Source organism: Paraoerskovia marina (assembly GCF_900105445.1).
GTDB classification, from domain to species: domain Bacteria; phylum Actinomycetota; class Actinomycetes; order Actinomycetales; family Cellulomonadaceae; genus Paraoerskovia; species Paraoerskovia marina.
Genome location: NZ_LT629776.1, coordinates 229,643 through 244,860 on the forward strand (window position 1 = coordinate 229,643; position 15,218 = coordinate 244,860).

General features: G+C 73.2%; 16 protein-coding genes. 5 read left to right on the forward strand and 11 right to left on the reverse strand.

Annotated elements, in window-relative coordinates; all coding sequences use genetic code 11:
* Positions 1-13: 13 nt before the first annotated feature.
* The 5 genes from BLU20_RS01070 to BLU20_RS01090 are packed head-to-tail and all read right to left on the reverse strand — an operon-like array spanning position 14 to position 4,814.
* Positions 14-553: a hypothetical protein gene (locus BLU20_RS01070; RefSeq protein ID WP_083371256.1), complete on the reverse strand. Its 540-nt coding sequence runs from the start codon at positions 551-553 to the stop codon at positions 14-16.
* 25 nt (positions 554-578) lie between these two features.
* Positions 579-1,808, reverse strand: a complete 1,230-nt coding sequence (locus BLU20_RS01075) for an NAD(P)/FAD-dependent oxidoreductase (RefSeq protein WP_083371257.1) — start codon at positions 1,806-1,808, stop codon at positions 579-581.
* 16 nt (positions 1,809-1,824) lie between these two features.
* Positions 1,825-2,616 carry an SDR family NAD(P)-dependent oxidoreductase gene (locus tag BLU20_RS01080; RefSeq protein WP_083371258.1) on the reverse strand — a complete coding sequence of 264 codons (792 nt, stop codon included), beginning with the start codon at positions 2,614-2,616 and terminating at the stop codon, positions 1,825-1,827.
* A 35-nt stretch (positions 2,617-2,651) separates the two neighbouring features.
* Positions 2,652-3,941 carry a low temperature requirement protein A gene (locus BLU20_RS01085; RefSeq protein WP_231959248.1) on the reverse strand — a complete coding sequence of 430 codons (1,290 nt, stop codon included), beginning with the start codon at positions 3,939-3,941 and terminating at the stop codon, positions 2,652-2,654.
* A 36-nt stretch (positions 3,942-3,977) separates the two neighbouring features.
* Positions 3,978-4,814, reverse strand: a complete 837-nt coding sequence (locus BLU20_RS01090; RefSeq protein ID WP_083371259.1) for a UbiA family prenyltransferase — start codon at positions 4,812-4,814, stop codon at positions 3,978-3,980.
* A gap of 83 nt (positions 4,815-4,897) precedes the next feature.
* Between BLU20_RS01090 and BLU20_RS01095 the strand changes: the two genes are divergently transcribed.
* The 3 genes from BLU20_RS01095 to BLU20_RS01105 are packed head-to-tail and all read left to right on the forward strand — an operon-like array spanning position 4,898 to position 7,514.
* Positions 4,898-5,956, forward strand: coding sequence for a type III polyketide synthase (locus BLU20_RS01095; RefSeq protein WP_083371260.1), 1,059 nt, complete (start codon positions 4,898-4,900; stop codon positions 5,954-5,956).
* Positions 5,953-6,474 (forward strand): isoprenylcysteine carboxyl methyltransferase family protein, encoded by a 522-nt coding sequence (locus tag BLU20_RS01100; protein ID WP_157270531.1) that lies wholly within the window; start codon positions 5,953-5,955, stop codon positions 6,472-6,474. The genes BLU20_RS01095 and BLU20_RS01100 overlap by 4 nt, the downstream gene beginning before the upstream one ends.
* Positions 6,471-7,514 carry an NAD(P)/FAD-dependent oxidoreductase gene (locus tag BLU20_RS01105; RefSeq protein ID WP_083371262.1) on the forward strand — a complete coding sequence of 348 codons (1,044 nt, stop codon included), beginning with the start codon at positions 6,471-6,473 and terminating at the stop codon, positions 7,512-7,514. The genes BLU20_RS01100 and BLU20_RS01105 overlap by 4 nt, the downstream gene beginning before the upstream one ends.
* On the opposite strand, the gene BLU20_RS01110 is transcribed toward BLU20_RS01105, so the two are convergent.
* The gene (locus BLU20_RS01110) at positions 7,511-9,016 is read right to left on the reverse strand and encodes a PepSY-associated TM helix domain-containing protein (protein WP_083371263.1); all 1,506 of its coding nucleotides are present in this window, start codon (positions 9,014-9,016) and stop codon (positions 7,511-7,513) included. The two genes, BLU20_RS01105 and BLU20_RS01110, sit on opposite strands and share 4 nt — an antisense overlap.
* Before the next feature lie 142 nt (positions 9,017-9,158).
* The gene (locus tag BLU20_RS01115) at positions 9,159-9,821 is read right to left on the reverse strand and encodes a hypothetical protein (RefSeq protein WP_083371264.1); all 663 of its coding nucleotides are present in this window, start codon (positions 9,819-9,821) and stop codon (positions 9,159-9,161) included.
* 164 nt (positions 9,822-9,985) lie between these two features.
* On the opposite strand from BLU20_RS01115, the gene BLU20_RS01120 reads away from it, so the two are divergent.
* Positions 9,986-10,333, forward strand: coding sequence for a DoxX family protein (locus BLU20_RS01120; RefSeq protein WP_083371265.1), 348 nt, complete (start codon positions 9,986-9,988; stop codon positions 10,331-10,333).
* 56 nt (positions 10,334-10,389) lie between these two features.
* Here BLU20_RS01120 and mgrA read toward each other — a convergent pair whose 3' ends face one another.
* The 4 genes from mgrA to BLU20_RS01135 form a co-directional block, all read right to left on the reverse strand.
* The gene (gene mgrA / locus BLU20_RS01125; RefSeq protein WP_029251706.1) at positions 10,390-11,421 is read right to left on the reverse strand and encodes an L-glyceraldehyde 3-phosphate reductase; all 1,032 of its coding nucleotides are present in this window, start codon (positions 11,419-11,421) and stop codon (positions 10,390-10,392) included.
* A gap of 60 nt (positions 11,422-11,481) precedes the next feature.
* Positions 11,482-11,661 (reverse strand): hypothetical protein, encoded by a 180-nt coding sequence (locus tag BLU20_RS13595; protein WP_172828970.1) that lies wholly within the window; start codon positions 11,659-11,661, stop codon positions 11,482-11,484.
* A gap of 84 nt (positions 11,662-11,745) precedes the next feature.
* Positions 11,746-12,315, reverse strand: coding sequence for a sugar O-acetyltransferase (locus BLU20_RS01130; protein ID WP_083371266.1), 570 nt, complete (start codon positions 12,313-12,315; stop codon positions 11,746-11,748).
* Positions 12,316-12,319: 4 nt separating this feature from the next.
* Positions 12,320-13,780 carry a PepSY-associated TM helix domain-containing protein gene (locus BLU20_RS01135; protein WP_083371267.1) on the reverse strand — a complete coding sequence of 487 codons (1,461 nt, stop codon included), beginning with the start codon at positions 13,778-13,780 and terminating at the stop codon, positions 12,320-12,322.
* Between the two features lie 230 nt (positions 13,781-14,010).
* On the opposite strand from BLU20_RS01135, the gene BLU20_RS01140 reads away from it, so the two are divergent.
* The gene (locus tag BLU20_RS01140; RefSeq protein WP_231959249.1) at positions 14,011-15,210 is read left to right on the forward strand and encodes an MFS transporter; all 1,200 of its coding nucleotides are present in this window, start codon (positions 14,011-14,013) and stop codon (positions 15,208-15,210) included.
* Positions 15,211-15,218 lie beyond the last annotated feature (8 nt).

A 15,218-nucleotide genomic window follows, 5' to 3' on the forward strand; every position in this document is an offset into this window, starting at 1 on the left:
GGCCCCGCGCGGGTCAGTGGTAGAAGATCACGACGAGGACGAACCCCGCGGCCGCGATCGGCGTCAGGATGCGGCCGAGCAGCTCGACGAACGCGAGCTGCAGCCCGACCGAGCCGAGCCGATGCACGGCCTCGGCCTGCACGGCCCACGACCACCGCACGGCCCGGTAGCCGGAGGAGAGGTAGCCGAGGTCGTACATCCGCTTGCCCCAGGTGCGCGCCTCGTGCCCGGGGACCCAGGCGGAGCGGGCGAGCGGGGTCGCGAGGAGCAGGCCGAGGAAGTTGACGACGATCCGCAGCGCGATCGCGACGGCGAGGGTGACGAGCGGGGACAGGATGGCGCCGAGGAACTCCGCCGGGCTGGTCAGTCGCTCGAGCGACTGCGCGGTGAACTCGCCGCTCACCCACGCGATCGCGGCCCCGATGAACAGCAGCGGCCACACGGCGCGCCGGAACACGCGCAGGAAGAGCAGCGCGGCCGGGTCGAAGCGGCCGGGTCGGATGTACAGCCCGGGCAGAACCTGCTCGTCGGGGCTGATGGCGGGATGCTGCACGCCGCCATCCTCCCATCACGCCCGTCTACGTGATGCGACCACGCAGCGCGTCCACCGGGACGGGACCGTCCGCGATCACGGCGCGCGCCGCGTCCCGGGCCTCCTCGACGTTCCAGAGCAGCACCCCGGTGACGTCGAGGGTGTCGCCGTCACGCGTGCCGTAGTACACGACGCCGCGGTCCAGGGGGTCGTCCCCGCCCTGCCAGTCCTCGACGAGACCACCGTCCGGGTCGAGGGCGCCGACCGCCTCGAAGAAGTCGTCGAAGAGTACCGAGTAGAAGTAGGGCGTGTGCGTGTAAGACTCGTCGGCACCGGCCATCGAGCGCCCGGCGGCCTTCCCGGACTCCTGGGCGTGGTCGACGTGCTCGATCCGCGTCCGGCCCAGGATCTGGTCGGGGTAGACGGCGACGTCACCCGCGGCCCACACCGCCGGGTCGCTGGTGCGCAGCCGCTCGTCGACGACGATCCCGCCGTCGTCGACGACCTTGAGCCCCGCGTCCGCGAGCGGGCCGGTCGCCGGGTCGACGCCGAGCCCGGTCACGACGAGGTCGTAGCGCGCCTCGCGGCCGTCCGCCATGTCCAGCCGGACCGGCCCCTCCGACCCCTCGACCTCACCGGTACGGACCTCCGCGTCCGTGACGACACGGACGCCGTGGCGCTCCATCGCCTCCGTGAGTCGACCCGTGACCCGGGGCGGGAGGATCGACGCCATCGGTGCCGGGCCCCGGCAGATCAGGTGCGCCTCGACGTCCTGCTGGGCCAGGGCCGCCGCGATCTCGGCGGCGATAAAGCTCCCGCCGACCACGGCCACCCGCGCACCGGCCGCGGCATACTCGCGCAGGCGCCAGTAGTCGTGGATGGTCCGGAACGCGATCACGCGACCGGAGTCGTACCAGTCGTCGACCTCGAGGGTCCGCGGGTCACCGCCCGTCGTGACGAGCAGCCGCTCGTACCCGACCTCGCGCCCACCCTCGGTGGTGACGACCCGCGCGGACAGGTCGACGTCGTCCGCGGCCTCTCCGAGGACCAGTTCGGCGCCCGTCGCCTCGGCCGTGCCGAGCCAGACCTGGTCGAGCGTGAACTCCGGGTCCGTCCACAGCTTCTTGGACAACGCCGGGCGGGCCACCGGCTCGGTGGTCTCCCGCCCGAGGATGCCGATGGTGCCGTCCGGGTCGACCTCGCGGATCCCGCGGGCCGCGGCGTCGGCCGCCATGCCGGCACCCAGGATCAGATAGTCGTACCGCTTCTCGCTCACGTGTTCTCCCCTGCCGTCAGATGGTGATGACCGAGCCGGCGTCGACCCGGTAGTCCGACCCGTTGACGAACGACGCCCGCTCCGAGCACAGGAGCGCGACGACGGCCGCGACCTCCTCGACACGGCCCCGGCGTCCCAGGGCGATCCCCGGACGCATCTCGTCCAGGAACGACTCGACCGCCTCGTCCCGGTCGGTCCCCCGCTCCTCGGCCCGCGCGTCCATCATCGCGTCGGTCATCGGCGTCTCGACGAAGGCCGGCGAGACGGTGTTGACCAGGACGCCGTCCGGGCCGTAGGCCTTGGACAGGCCCTTGGCGAGCACGCGGATACCGGCCTTCGCCACGCAGTACGGCAGCTCGTCGACGTAGGGCTGCACGGCGTCCTCCGAGGCGACGAGCACCACGCGACCGCGCCCGGCGGCGCGCATCGCCGGGACGAGCTCCCGGGTCACCCGGACCGCGGCCATCAGGTCGACGTCCAGCGTCGTCGACCACGCGTCGTCGTCGAGCTCGTGGAACGGACCCTGCGGGCCGGTGATCCCCGCCGCGTGGACCAGGATCTCCGGGTCCCCCACGGTCTCGCGGGCCGTCCTGGCCAGCCGCGCGACGTCGTCGGGAACCGTGAGGTCGGCGACCACCGCGGTCACGTCCCCCGCCAGGCGGGACACGGCGTCGTCGAGCGCGTCCTGGTCCTTGTCCGTCAGGACGACGCGGGCGCCCTCCGCCAGCAGCTCCTGCGCCGACGCGAGACCGATCCCGGAGTCACCCCCGGTCACGAGTGCGATCCGTCCTGCGATGCCGAGATCCATGGGTCCTCCCCAGACGAGTCGATGACGGACCGACGCTAAGGAGCGGGCGGGGTACTCGCACGTCGGCGCTCGGCAAGACCCTCCATGGCGGCGGCACCGCGACGGTGACCCACCGTCTCGTAGCCGACGACGCTCACCCACGGGGCGAGGGCCACGACGGCGAGCGACAGCTCGAGCGAGACCCCGGCGGCGGCGAGCGCGAGTCCGACGACGAGGAAGATCCCCGTGCCGAGGAGCAGCAGCAGGTGGAACGGGTCGACGTGCACGACGAGCAGGGCGTACAGGCCGAAGGTGAGCAGGACGAAGAGCGCCACGGGGACGACGACGGCCAGCACCGTCGCGACGACGCCCAGCTCCGACTCCCCCTCGACGTAGTTCGCGGCGACGTGCAGCCCGGCGCCGACCGCCGCGATCGACCCGTACACCAGGATGTGCCCGTATCCCCAGAGGAACGACCGCTCCGGCCGGTGCTCGAGGAGGTCTCCCTGACTAGGCATGAAGTAGATCCACCACATCCCGAAGATCAGCACGACGCCAGCGAACCCGACCACGACCGCGTCGACGGACCACCCCTGTTCCTGCACGACCGCGGAGATCGACGCCGTCGTCCCGAGAACTCCCTCACCCAGCGCGATGATCACCAGCAGCGAATACCGCTCGGCGACGTGGTGGGGGTGCCACGGCGTCTGCGGCCCCTGCCGCTCGGCGACGACGGGCGTCGCCATCTCGGCGACGATCAGCAGACCGGCGAGCACCAGCCCGGCGACGAGCGGCGGGTGGAAGACCGCGACGGCGACCCACCCGACCTGGGCGAGAGCGATCAGGCCGGCATAGGTGAGGCACACCCGACGACGTCGCGGGTCGCCCCGGGCGGCTCGGATCCAGAGCACGACCATCGAGACTCGCATGACCACGTACCCGGCCACCATCACCCGGAGGTCGGGGCTCTCGCCCGCCTCGAGCGACTCGAAGAACTGCGGCAGCCCGAGCGAGAGCAGCAGGACGCCGAACATCTGCACCATCGTCGCGACGCGGAAGAACCAGTCGTCGTTGTCGTAGGCGGAGGCGAACCACGTGTAGTTGATCCACGCCCAGCACGTCGCGAAGATCGCGACCGTGAACCCGGTCAGCGCGGCGGCGACGTGGCCCTGCGCGAGAAGGTGGGCGAGCTCGTCGCTGGCGGCGCCGAACGCGACGACGAGCGTGAGGTCGAACAGCAGCTCGAGCGGAGTCGCGGCGCGATGCGTCTCGCTCGCGTCGCGCGCACGCATCGGACGAAGCCGGTGGGGTGCATGGGGTCGGTCCAGCTCGGTGCGTTCGTCCATCCGTCGATCGTGCCCCGACGAGCGGCACAGCGCGCGTTACCGGACGACGGAGGGTGCGGCAAAGACGAGCAGAACCACACAGACCACCGCAACCGCCATGCTGAGCGGGAACGGGAGGCGGCTCGTCGGCCGCACGAGCGCGATCACGCCCGCCCCCGCCGCGAGCGCCACGGAGGCAACCGCGCCCCCGACGGCGATCTCGGTGGGCAGCGAGCCGTTGGCGATGATCACGAAGGTCGCGACGACGAGCAGTGCCGGCGAGAGGATGCTGGACGCGAGCGGGCCGATACGGTGCGGCAGTCCGCGGATCCCGGTGCGGTGGTCGTCCTCGAAGTCCGGGAGGGCATTCGCGATGTGTGCCCCGACGCCAAGGAGGGCGGCAGCCAGGACCGTCCACGGGGCCACGGTGCGGCCGTCGCCGCCGGCCGCGACGACGAAGGCCGGCAGAAGGCCGAACGAGACCGCGTACGGCAGCCACGACCACACGGTCCGCTTGGCCCACAGGTTGTACGCCCACGCGCTCAGGACGGCCGACACGTGCAACGCGCCGGCCCACCAGCCCGCGGCGAAGGACAACAGGACGCAGACGCCGAGAGCCCCGAGCGCCGCACGCCGGAGCACCGGGACCGTGACCGCGCCGACCACCGCCGGCTTGTCGGTGCGGTGGTTGAGTCGGTCGCGGTTCGCGTCGAGCCAGTCGTTCGACCACCCCACGGAGAGCTGGCCGGCAAGCACCGCGGCCCCCACGAGGGCCACGCGCGCCGTCGACTCCCCGACGCCCGCCGCGAGGGACAGGGCGAGCAGGGTGACGACGGTGGTCGGGCCCGCGTGGCTCGCCACGACGAGACCCTGCAGCTGTGCGCGGCGACTCATAGCCGGTGACGCTATCGGGTTTGCCTGGCAAGAACCTGTCGATCGGTCCTGCGAGTGTCCCGCCCTGATGCGACGATTCCCACATGTCGCGCGTCGTCTCCGTCGCCCCCACGGCCCCTGGTCCGCCCCACCCGCAGCAGCGGATCGCCGAGACCATCGGGCCGCTCGTCGCCCCGCCCGGACCACGCCGCGCACTGCTGGACAGGCTGCACGCCGGGTCGGGCGTCCGCACCCGCCATCTCACCCTCCCGCTCGAGGAGTACGCGAGCCTGCGGTCGTTCGCCGCGGCGAACGCCGCGTTCGTCGAGCAGGGACTGCCCCTCGCGGCGGAGGCGTGCGCGCGGGCGCTCGCCGACGCGGGACTGCGGCCCGACGACGTCGACCTGCTCGTCTTCACGACCGTGACCGGCGTGGGGGCCCCGTCCCTCGACGCCGCCCTCGCCGAACGGCTGGGCCTGCGGTCCGACGTCGTCCGGTTCCCCTCGTTCGGGCTCGGATGCGCCGGGGGTGCCGCAGGCCTGGCCCGCACGCACGACCTGCTCGCAGGACGCCCGACGGGCGTCGCGCTCCTGGTCTCCGTCGAGCTCTGCTCCCTCACGATCCAGCACGGCGACTCCTCGACCGCCAACCTGGTGAGCTCGGGCCTGTTCGGCGACGGCGCGGCGGCCGTGGTCATGGTCGGTGACGACCACCCCGCCACGGGCCCCGCCGTCGTCGGCACCCGCAGCCGCCTCTACCCCGACACCGCGCACCAGCTCGGGTGGGACGTGCGCGACTCCGGGTTCGGGATCGTCCTCTCCCCCGGGCTGCCTGACCTCCTGCGGGCGAACCTGGCCGAGGACGTCAAGGTCCTCCTCACCGAGCACGGCGTCGACGTGCCGGACGTCGGTACGTGGGTGGTGCACGCCGGTGGCCCCAAGATCCTCGACGCGGTCCGGGACTCGCTCGGCCTCGAGGAGTCCGCTCTCGCGCGCAGCCGGGCGAGCCTGGCCGCCACCGGCAACCTGTCGTCGTCGTCCGTCCTGCACGTCCTGGCCGCGACGATGGCCGACGGCGCCCCCGAACCGGGCGGCCACGCCGTCGTCATGGCCTTCGGCCCCGGCGTGACCGCCGAGCTCGTCCTCCTGGAGGCAGGGTGCTGACGCTCTACGTGGTGCTCGTCGCCCTGACCGCGGTCGAGCGGCTGGTCGAGCTCGGCGTCTCGAGCCGCAACGCCGCCTGGTCGTTCGCGCGCGGCGGCGTCGAGTCCGGGCGCGGACACTTCCCCGCGATGGTGCTGCTGCACACCGGGCTGCTGGTGGCGTGCGTCGTCGAGGTCGTCGTGGCCGACCGGCCGTTCATCCCCTGGCTGGGCTGGCCCATGCTCGCCCTCGTCCTCGCGAGCCAGGCGCTGCGGTGGTGGTGCATCGCCACCCTCGGGCCGCGGTGGAACACCCGCGTGATCGTGGTCGCGGACCTGCCCCTGGTGGCCCGCGGCCCGTACCGGTGGATCCCGCACCCCAACTACGTGGCGGTCGTCGTCGAGGGCTTCGCCCTGCCGCTCGTGCACACCGCCTGGGTGACGGCGCTCGTGTTCACGGTGCTCAACGCGTGGCTCCTGCTCGGGTTCCGCATCCCGGCCGAGGAGCGTGCGCTCGGGATCGCCACGGCGAAGCAGTGACCACGGACGTCCTGGTCGTCGGCGGCGGCCCCGTCGGGCTGGCCGCGGCCGTCGAGGCGCGGCTCGCCGGGCTGAGCGTCGTCGTCGTCGAACCGCGGGAGGGAGAGATCGACAAGGCCTGCGGCGAGGGCCTGATGCCCGGCGCGCTCGACGCCGTCCACCGACTCGGCGTCGACCCGGCCGGGCACCCGCTGCTCGGGGTCTCCTACCGCTCCGGCCGACGGCACGCCGACCACCTCTTCTCGGCGGGCCCCGGCCGCGGGGTCCGCCGCACCGCGCTGCACGCCGCCCTGCGCGAGCGCGCCGCGGCGCTCGGCGTCGAGCACGTGACCGAGCGCGTGACAGCCGTGGAACAGACCGCCGACACCGTCGCGGCGGCCGGCGTCGAGGCCCGCTGGCTGCTCGCCTGCGACGGTCTGCACTCCTCCGTACGCCGGATCGTCGGGCTGGACGTCCCGACGCCGCCGTCGGCCCTGCCGTGGCGCAGGGACGCGGACCGGCGCCGGTTCGGTCTGCGCCGGCACTTTCGCGTGCGACCGTGGAACGACCTCATCGAGGTCCACTGGGGCGACGGGGTCGAGGCGTACGTGACGCCCGTGGCCGACGACGTCGTCGGCGTCGCACTGCTGGGCCCGCCCCGGAACGACTTCGCCGCGTCTCTCGCCGGGTTCCCCGAGATCTCGGAGCGCCTGCGTGGCGCCGAGCCGCTCGGCGCCGTCCGCGGGGCGGGTCCGTTGCGGCAGGCCTCACGACGGCGCACGGCCGGCCGGGTGCGCCTGGTCGGGGACGCGTCCGGGTACGTCGACGCGCTGACCGGCGAGGGCCTGCGCGTCGGGCTCGCTCAGGCGCGGGCCGCGGTCGCGTGTCTCGAGGACCCCGCCGGGTACGAGCGCGCCTGGTCCGCCGCGACCCGTGACTACCGGCTGCTCACCAGCGGTCTGGTCGCGTGGGCGCAGAGCCCGGCACGGCGCGGGATCGTTCCCGTCGCCGGCGCCGCGCCGGGTCTCTACGGCTGGGTCGTCGACCGCCTCGCGCGCTAGCCGACCGTCTCCGGGTCCTCCGCTCGCGCACGGTCCGCAGCACGGTGTCGACGCCGCTCGAGAAGTCCCAGCAGCACGTCGATCACCAGGAACGCTGCGAGCGTGATCCCGAAGAGCGGCACGTACCAGGCGGACACCACGGCCCCCGCGAACAGCAGGCCCGTGATCCACAGCGGGGCTGCGCGCAGTCCACCGCGCGACGGGGCGGGGCCGGGCCGGGCCGAGGTCGAACGGCGCGGACGACGCTGCCACCACATCACGTACCCGAGCACGATCAGGGACAGCAGCGCCGTCGCGGTCAGGGCCAGGAACACGAGGTTGGCCACCCCGAAGAGGTTGCCGAGGTGGAAGTGGACGCCCCACCCCGTGAGCTTCGTCAGGAAGGGCTTCTCCGAGAAGTCGACCCGGTCGACCACCGCGCCCGAGTGCCCGTCCACCGCGATCGAGTCGTTGGCCGCCGGCCACCTCGTCGACGCCTCCGCGACGGTCCAGGCCTGACCGTCGGCCGGCGGCGGCGAGACCTTGTACGGCGCGTCCAGTCCCTCGGCCGTGGCCGCGGCCGTCATGCCGTCCCAGGACGCGCCGTGCGCGAGGTCGGCGTCCGTGAGCCCTGTCGCGGGTCCGGCGTCGTGGTCGTGCTCTCCCCCGCCCGCAGAACCCTCGCCGAGCGTGGTGTCGAGCTCGGGGGCGACAGGACTGACGGCGGCGCGGAGGTCGCCGATCTGCGCCCCGGAGCTCTCCGACCAGGTCAGGCCGGTGATCGACAGGACGATCAGCCCGGCGGCGGCGACGAGCCCGACGACGCCGTGCCAGGACAGGGTGCGACGCAGGCCCTTCTTGGAGGTCTCGGGGACGATCAGCCGTCGGGCCTTGCGCGCCCGCACGGCCTTGGCGATCCACATCGCGACGCCACCGAGGACGACGATCCCGAGCCAGGACGCGGCGAGCTCCGAGTAGTAGAGCCCGACGGTACCGAGGTGGAGCGAGGAGTGCAGCGTCTCGATCCACTCGCGTTCCGGCAACCACAGCCCGTAGGTCAAGGACTCCCCGAGCACCTCGCCCGTGTACGGGTCGACGAAGACCGTCGTCGCGGCCCCCTCCGGAAGCCCCTCCTGCGCGAGCACCACACGGGTGGTGCCGTCCGGGTCGCCGGAGACCTGGACGGTGCTCACGGTGCCGTCCGGGTCGGTGGACCGGGCCGACGCCACCTGCTCGGAGAGCGGGACCGTCGTCGTGCCGACCTCGTCGACGACGAGGAGGTCGCGGTGCTGGACCTGCTCGATGGCCGGCGCGAGCGTATAGAGAAGTCCGGTCGTCGCCGCGACGACGAGGAAGGGCCCGACGAGGATCCCGGCGTAGAAGTGCAGGCGGACGAGGATCGGCCGCAGCGCGGCCCAGATCGCCGAACGCGGGCGTCGGGGGCGAGGGGTCGACGGCGGGGGTGTGGGCGCGGTGCCGTCACCCGGCGGGGCCGCCGGGGTGGTCGAGGTCGTGGTGGTCATGGCAGTGCCTTTCACGGATCGTCATGAGGGCGCGCTCGATCTCCGGGCGCGGGGCGTCCGGGGAGCACGTGGTGGGGTGGGCGAGAGCGCACCGCAGCGACCGGCGTCGAGGACGACGGGTCTGAGACGGGTCTGAGACGGGTCAGGCGGTGCGGGCCACCACGGGCGGGCCACGACGAGGCCGGCGCACCAGGAGGACGGTGAGGTCGAACGGACGGCCCGGGCCGTCGACGTCGCGCGGCCGCCGGGCACGACGGCGGCCGTCGACCACCGTCGTGCCGGCGAGGATCTGGACCAGGCCCGAGAGGCGCGCGGCGATCCTCAGCAGCGCGCGGTCGCTCCCGACGGCCAGCACCGTGGTGACGACCACCGCGAGCAGGTGCGCACCGAGCATCGCGGGGTGGGTGTGCGCGCCGCCGTGCGCCCCGGCCTCGGCCGCCGACGCGAGGCCGGAGACCAGCTCGACCGCGAGCGCCGGGTCGTGCGCGGCGTGACCGCCGCTCTCGGGCGTGCCGCCGGTCGAGGCGCCGTGGCCGGCGAGGGTCATGAAGCCCAGGTGCAGCACGGCCTGGAGGGTGACGAGGACGGGGACGAGCGTGACGGGGGCGAGAGGCCGCCGTCCGACGGCGGCGGCGACCATGAGCGCGATCGACGCCAGCGTGGCGGTACCGAGCCCGGACGGGAGCGTTCCGCCCGCCGCCGTGTGAGCCGCGGCCGCGAAGGCGAAGGTCGTCGAGGCGACGACGACCGCGCGCGCGACACGGACTGCCTGGTCGGCACTCCTGCGTGCGGCGGGCGAATTCACCCCCAAACTATAGCGATGCTGACAGTTTGACCGAAAGGGTCTGCGCAGGAATTCTTCGCGCGGGGGGCGGGCCCCGGAAACCGTGATTGATTTGTGTCCGACGATCGGTCAGGATCGCGCACGACGGCGCCCGCCGTCCCGTCCCCCCAGCACCAGGAGCTCCCGTGACCATCGCCGCCGTCGTCCTCTCCGTCCTCCTCGGGCTCGCCTCGATCGCGTCCGCCGCCGGCAAGCTGTCCGGCAAGGAGCAGCCCACCGCGCCGCTGCGCGACGTCGGCGTCCCCGAGCGGATGTTCTCCGTCCTGGCCCTCTTGCTCCTCGCGGGCGGCGTCGGCCTGCTGGTCGGCATCTGGTGGACCCCGATCGGGATCGCCGCCGCGGCGGGGCTGACCCTCTACTTCCTCGGCGCCGTGATCGCGCACCTGCGCGTCGGGGACAAGAAGATCCAGCCCGCCGTGCTGCTGACGCTCGTCGCCGCCGCCACGCTCGTCCTCCTGGTGCTCGCCGGCTGACCCGCCGGACGCTCGAGCCCCCGTCCAGCGGACTTGCCCGTCAGCGGTACGCGGCGCTACTTGCCGCGGAACGTGCTCCACAGGTCGATCCCCGCGTCTTGGGCGTGCTCGTCGATCGCGGCGAGCTCGCCGTCGGAGAACTCCAGGTTCTCGAGGGCGCCGACGTTCTGCTCGAGCTGGTGCACCGAGCTCGCCCCGGCGAGCACCGAGGTGACACGGGGGTCGCGCAGCACCCACGCGAGCGCCATCTGCGCGAGCGACTGCCCGCGGTCGGCGGCGATGTCGTTCAGCGCCCGGACGCGGCGGATCGCCTCGTCGCTGAGCATGGCAGGGTCGAGCGACTTGCCCTGGGCCGCGCGGGAGCCCTCCGGGACGCCGTCGAGGTACTTGTCCGTCAGCATGCCCTGCGCCAGCGGGGAGAACGCGATGCACCCGGCGCCGACGTCCTCGAGGGTGTCGAGCAGCCCCTCCTCCTCGACCCACCGGTTGAGCATCGAGTAGCTCGGCTGGTGGATCAGCAGGGGCGTACCCAGGTCTGCGAGGAGCGCCGCGGCGCGCTGCGTCTGCTCGGGGTCGTAGGACGAGATCCCCACGTACAGCGCCTTGCCCTGCTGGACGGCGGTGTGCAGCGCACCCATCGTCTCCTCGAGCGGGGTGCTCGGGTCGTAGCGGTGGGAGTAGAAGACGTCGACGTAGTCGAGGCCCATCCGCTCGAGCGACTGGTCGAGGCTGGCGAGCACGTACTTGCGCGACCCGCCACCCTGCCCGTACGGGCCCGGCCACATGTCATACCCGGCCTTCGACGAGATGACCAGCTCGTCACGGTAGGGCCGGAGGTCACGGGCGAGATGCCGCCCGAAGTTCTCCTCCGCCGAGCCGTAGGGCGGGCCGTAGTTGTTGGCGAGGTCGAAGTGCGTGACGCCCAGGTCGAACGCCCGCCGCAGGACGTCGCGCTGGCGGTCGAACGGGACGTCGTCCCCGAAGTTGTGCCACAGCCCGAGCGAGAGGGCGGGAAGGTCGAGGCCGCTCGCGCCGGTGCGGCGGTATGTCATCGAGTCGTAGCGTGCGTCGTCGGCGAGGTACGTCATGGCTCGATTCTCCGGCGTCGGCGGACGGGACGCGACCCGTCCGCGGCGCGAGCGGCCCGACTACGGGCGAGCGGCGTCGTCGTGCACGAACGAGACGGACACCGGGTCGCCGACCTCCGCCGACTGCTCGACCGGCCAGAGCCCGGCGACGACCGCGCACAGACCCATCACCGTCACCACGGACACCAGGACCACGCCCATCGGTCCGGCGTGGCGCTCTTCCGCGATTTCCCCGTGCACGACCTGCCCCGTCCGTAAAAGTTGCGGTTGACCGGGGTTCAATGTACCGATTTGTGCCTAACGTGTGAAATCAGCGCAGAACGCTCAGGCGAGGGACCGCACCACCCGCGCCGGATTGCCGACCACGACGACGTCGGCGGGCACGTCGTGGACGACCACCGACCCGGCGCCGACCACCGAGTTCCGCCCAATGCTCACGCCCGGGCAGACCGTCACCCCACCGCCCAGCCAGACGTTGTCGCCGATCGTGATGGGCTCGCTGCCCTCCCACCCCGCGCGACGGGACTCCGGGTCCACGGGGTGCGTCGGCGTCAGGAGGTTCACCGACGGACCGATCAGCACGTCCTCCCCGATCCGGATCTCGCCGACGTCCGCGCACTGCATGCCGTAGTTGACGAACGACCGCGCCCCGAGATGCAGGTTGTAGCCGAGGTCGCAGTAGAAGGGCGGCCGGACGTCGGCTCCCTCGCCCAGCGTCCCGAGGAGCTCCGTCAGCAGCGCCCGGCGCTCGTCGGTCTGCGCCGGGTGCAGGTGGTTGAGGCGGTGCTGGAGGTCGCCCGCACGGGCGACGTCCGCGGTGATCTGCGGGTCGTCGGCGTGGTAGGTCTCCCCCGCGAGCATCCGCGCGTGCATGGTCCTCGTGTCGTCGCTCATGCGGTCAGCCTAGGGACGACGGCGTACCGGACGCAGGTGTCGCCACGGGGCGCCGGCGCCGGGTGAGCCCGACCAGCACGTCGACCACGACGAAGACCGCGAGCGGGTAGCCGAAGAGCGGCACGTACCACCCGGCGACGAGCGCTCCCGCGACGAGCAGCGCCGTCGCCCACCACGGCACCGCGCGCAGTGCACCGCGCTGCGGGAGGGGACCGGGCCGGTGACCGATCACCCGCGGAGGCCGTCGCTGCCACCACATCCGGTACCCGAGCAGCGTCAGCGCCACGAGCCCCGCCGCCGTCACGGCGAGGAACACGACGTTCGCCGGACCGAACAGCATCCCGAGATGGAAGTAGATGCCCCAGTCCGTGATCTTGGCCAGGAGCGGCTTGTCCTCGAAGTCCAGCCGGTCGTCGACGAACCCGGTCGCGGGGTCGACGGCGATCGCGTCGTTCGCCATCGGCCACGTCGTCGTCGTCTGCGTCACCGTCCACGCCTGCCCGGGGGCGAACGGGGGCGAGGCGACGTACGGCGGGTCAATCCCGGCGTCGACCGCGGCCCCCTCGGCCCGGTTCCACTCCACGAGGAGCGGGTCGCCCGCCGCTCCGCCCGATCCGCCGTGGTGGTGGGCGACGTACCCGCCGCTCCCTCCGTCGTCGGCCCCCAGCGAGCGGTCGAGGGACGGGGACTCCGGCGTGACGGCCATCCGCAGCTCGCCCAGCTTTGCCCCCGCCATGGTCGACCACGTCAGCCCGGTCACGGACAGGATCAGCAGCCCGGCGACGACGAGGGTGCCGACCGATCCGTGCCAGGACAGCGTGCGACGCAGGCCGGGCCGGCCCGACTCGGGAACGACCAGGCGTCGCAGCCGCCGCCGACGCACGGTCCGCGTGACCCACATCGCGAGCCCGCCGAGCGCCACCACCCACAGCCACGACGCCGCAAGCTCGGAGTAGTACACGCCGAACGTGCCGAGGTGGAGGCTCGAGTGGAAGGTCTCGATCCACTCGCGCTCGGGGAGCCAGTCGTCGTACGTGACCGAGTCGCCGACGACGGTCGCGGTGTACGGGTCGACGAACACCGTCCGGGTCGCGCCGACCGGGACGTCGTCGGGCGCCGTCACCACACGGGTCGTCAGCTCCGGGTCGCCGGCCACCGCGACGCTGATCACCGGGTCCGTGAACCCGGCGTCGCGCAACGAGGCGACCTGGTCGGCCAACGAGGTGCGGTCCGTCCCCACCTCCTCGACGGTCAGGATGTCCGCGTGCAGCACCTGCTCGATGGTCGGAGCCAGCGTGTAGAGCAGGCCCGTCGACGCCGCGACGACCAGGAACGGACCGATCAGGATCCCGGCGTAGAAGTGCAGACGGGCGAGCACCGGCTGCACGGCCTGCCAGGCACCGGGACGGCGTGGCGGGCTCGGCGGCGAGGCCTGCGGTGGTGCGGCGACGTCGGTGGAGCCCATCGGGTGTCCTCTCGCTGAGCCTCGGTGGTCGGAGCCCCGCGTCCCGGGGCACCCGCGGCGTCGCGCGCCACGGCGTGGACCGTAACCATCCGCCGGGGCGCACGGAATCCGTGGAAACACGTAGAAGCCCTGCGTATCCGGGATCGCGACGCGCCGGCATGCACCTACGCTGGAGGCATGACTCCCCTGCTCGTCGCGTGCCACGCGTGCGCCGACACCACCGCGCCGCTGTGACGGAACCTCGTCGCGCGTACCACCGCCCGGGTGACGTCCGGGCGGCCTTCGCGGGGCTCGTCGCGCTCAGCCTCTCGACCTTCGTCGCCATCACGACCGAGCTCCTCCCCGTGGGGCTGCTGCCGCAGATCGCCTCCGGAGTCTCGGTCTCGGAGTCGACGGCCGGCCTGCTGGTGTCCGTCTACGCCCTCCTCGTCGCGGCGCTCGCCTTCCCGCTGACCGCGTGGACGAGGTCGCTGCCCCGCAAGCCGCTGATCGTCGCGACCCTGGTCGGGTACGCGGCGTCGAACGTGATCGTCGCCGTCGCACCGAACTTCGCGATGATCGCCGCAGGACGCGCACTGGGCGGGATCGCGCACGCCCTCTTCTTCTCGGTCGCGATCGGGTACGCGTCCCGGCTGGTGCGCCCCGAGTTCACCGGCCGGGCGCTCACGATCGCCACGCTCGGCGGCTCCGCCGGGTTCGTGGTCGGGGTGCCCCTGACGACGTCGCTCGGTACCGCACTGGGGTGGCGCGCGGCGTTCTGGGTCCTCGCGCTCCTGTGCGCCCTGATGGCCCTGGTGGTGGTCTGGCTCCTGCCGCCCGTGGAGATGCTCGCCGCCTCGCCCGACGACGCACCTCGCCCCGCGGGGTCCGTCGGCGCCCTGGCCACGGTCGGCGTCGTCAACACCCTCGCGTTCCTCGGCCACTACGCGGTCTACACCTTCATCTCGGTGATGCTGCTCGGTGCGGGCCTGGCCGAGTCCTCCGTCGGGCCCGTGCTGCTCGCGTTCGGTGCCGTGGGGCTGCTCGGCGTCTGGTTCGCCGGGACGTTCGTGGACCGGCGGCCACGCTGGGCGACGCTGATGGCCCTCGGGACCGTCGCCGTCGGACTCCTCGGGGCCGGGCTCGCCTACCCGCACCTGTGGCCCCTGCTCGCCGTCGGACTGGTCTGGCTCGCGGCCTTCGGGTCCCTGCCCGCGATCATCCAGGCCGCCGCGATCCGCGCGCACCAGGGCTCCCCCGACACCGCCGGGGCGCTCGTGAACTCCACCGCCAACGCGGGGATCGGGCTCGGGGCCGCGCTCGGGGGTGGCGTGCTCGCGGTCAGCGGGATCGCCGTCCTGCCGTTCGTGGGTGCGGCGATCGTGCTCGTCGCCGTGCTCGTCGTGGTCTTCGCCCGCCGGGCGTTCCCGGCCGACCCGCCCCGCTCCTGACCGAGGGC

Coding starts and splice junctions, on each gene's coding strand:
- mgrA (WP_029251706.1), bottom strand. CDS start 11,421: ATGACGTACCTCGCCGACGACGCACGCTACGACTCGATGACATACCGC.
- BLU20_RS01090 (WP_083371259.1), bottom strand. CDS start 4,814: ATGAGTCGCCGCGCACAGCTGCAGGGTCTCGTCGTGGCGAGCCACGCG.
- BLU20_RS01135 (WP_083371267.1), bottom strand. CDS start 13,780: ATGGGCTCCACCGACGTCGCCGCACCACCGCAGGCCTCGCCGCCGAGC.
- BLU20_RS01095 (WP_083371260.1), top strand. CDS start 4,898: ATGTCGCGCGTCGTCTCCGTCGCCCCCACGGCCCCTGGTCCGCCCCAC.
- BLU20_RS01085 (WP_231959248.1), bottom strand. CDS start 3,941: ATGGACGAACGCACCGAGCTGGACCGACCCCATGCACCCCACCGGCTT.
- BLU20_RS01080 (WP_083371258.1), bottom strand. CDS start 2,616: ATGGATCTCGGCATCGCAGGACGGATCGCACTCGTGACCGGGGGTGAC.
- BLU20_RS01110 (WP_083371263.1), bottom strand. CDS start 9,016: ATGACCACCACGACCTCGACCACCCCGGCGGCCCCGCCGGGTGACGGC.
- BLU20_RS01130 (WP_083371266.1), bottom strand. CDS start 12,315: ATGAGCGACGACACGAGGACCATGCACGCGCGGATGCTCGCGGGGGAG.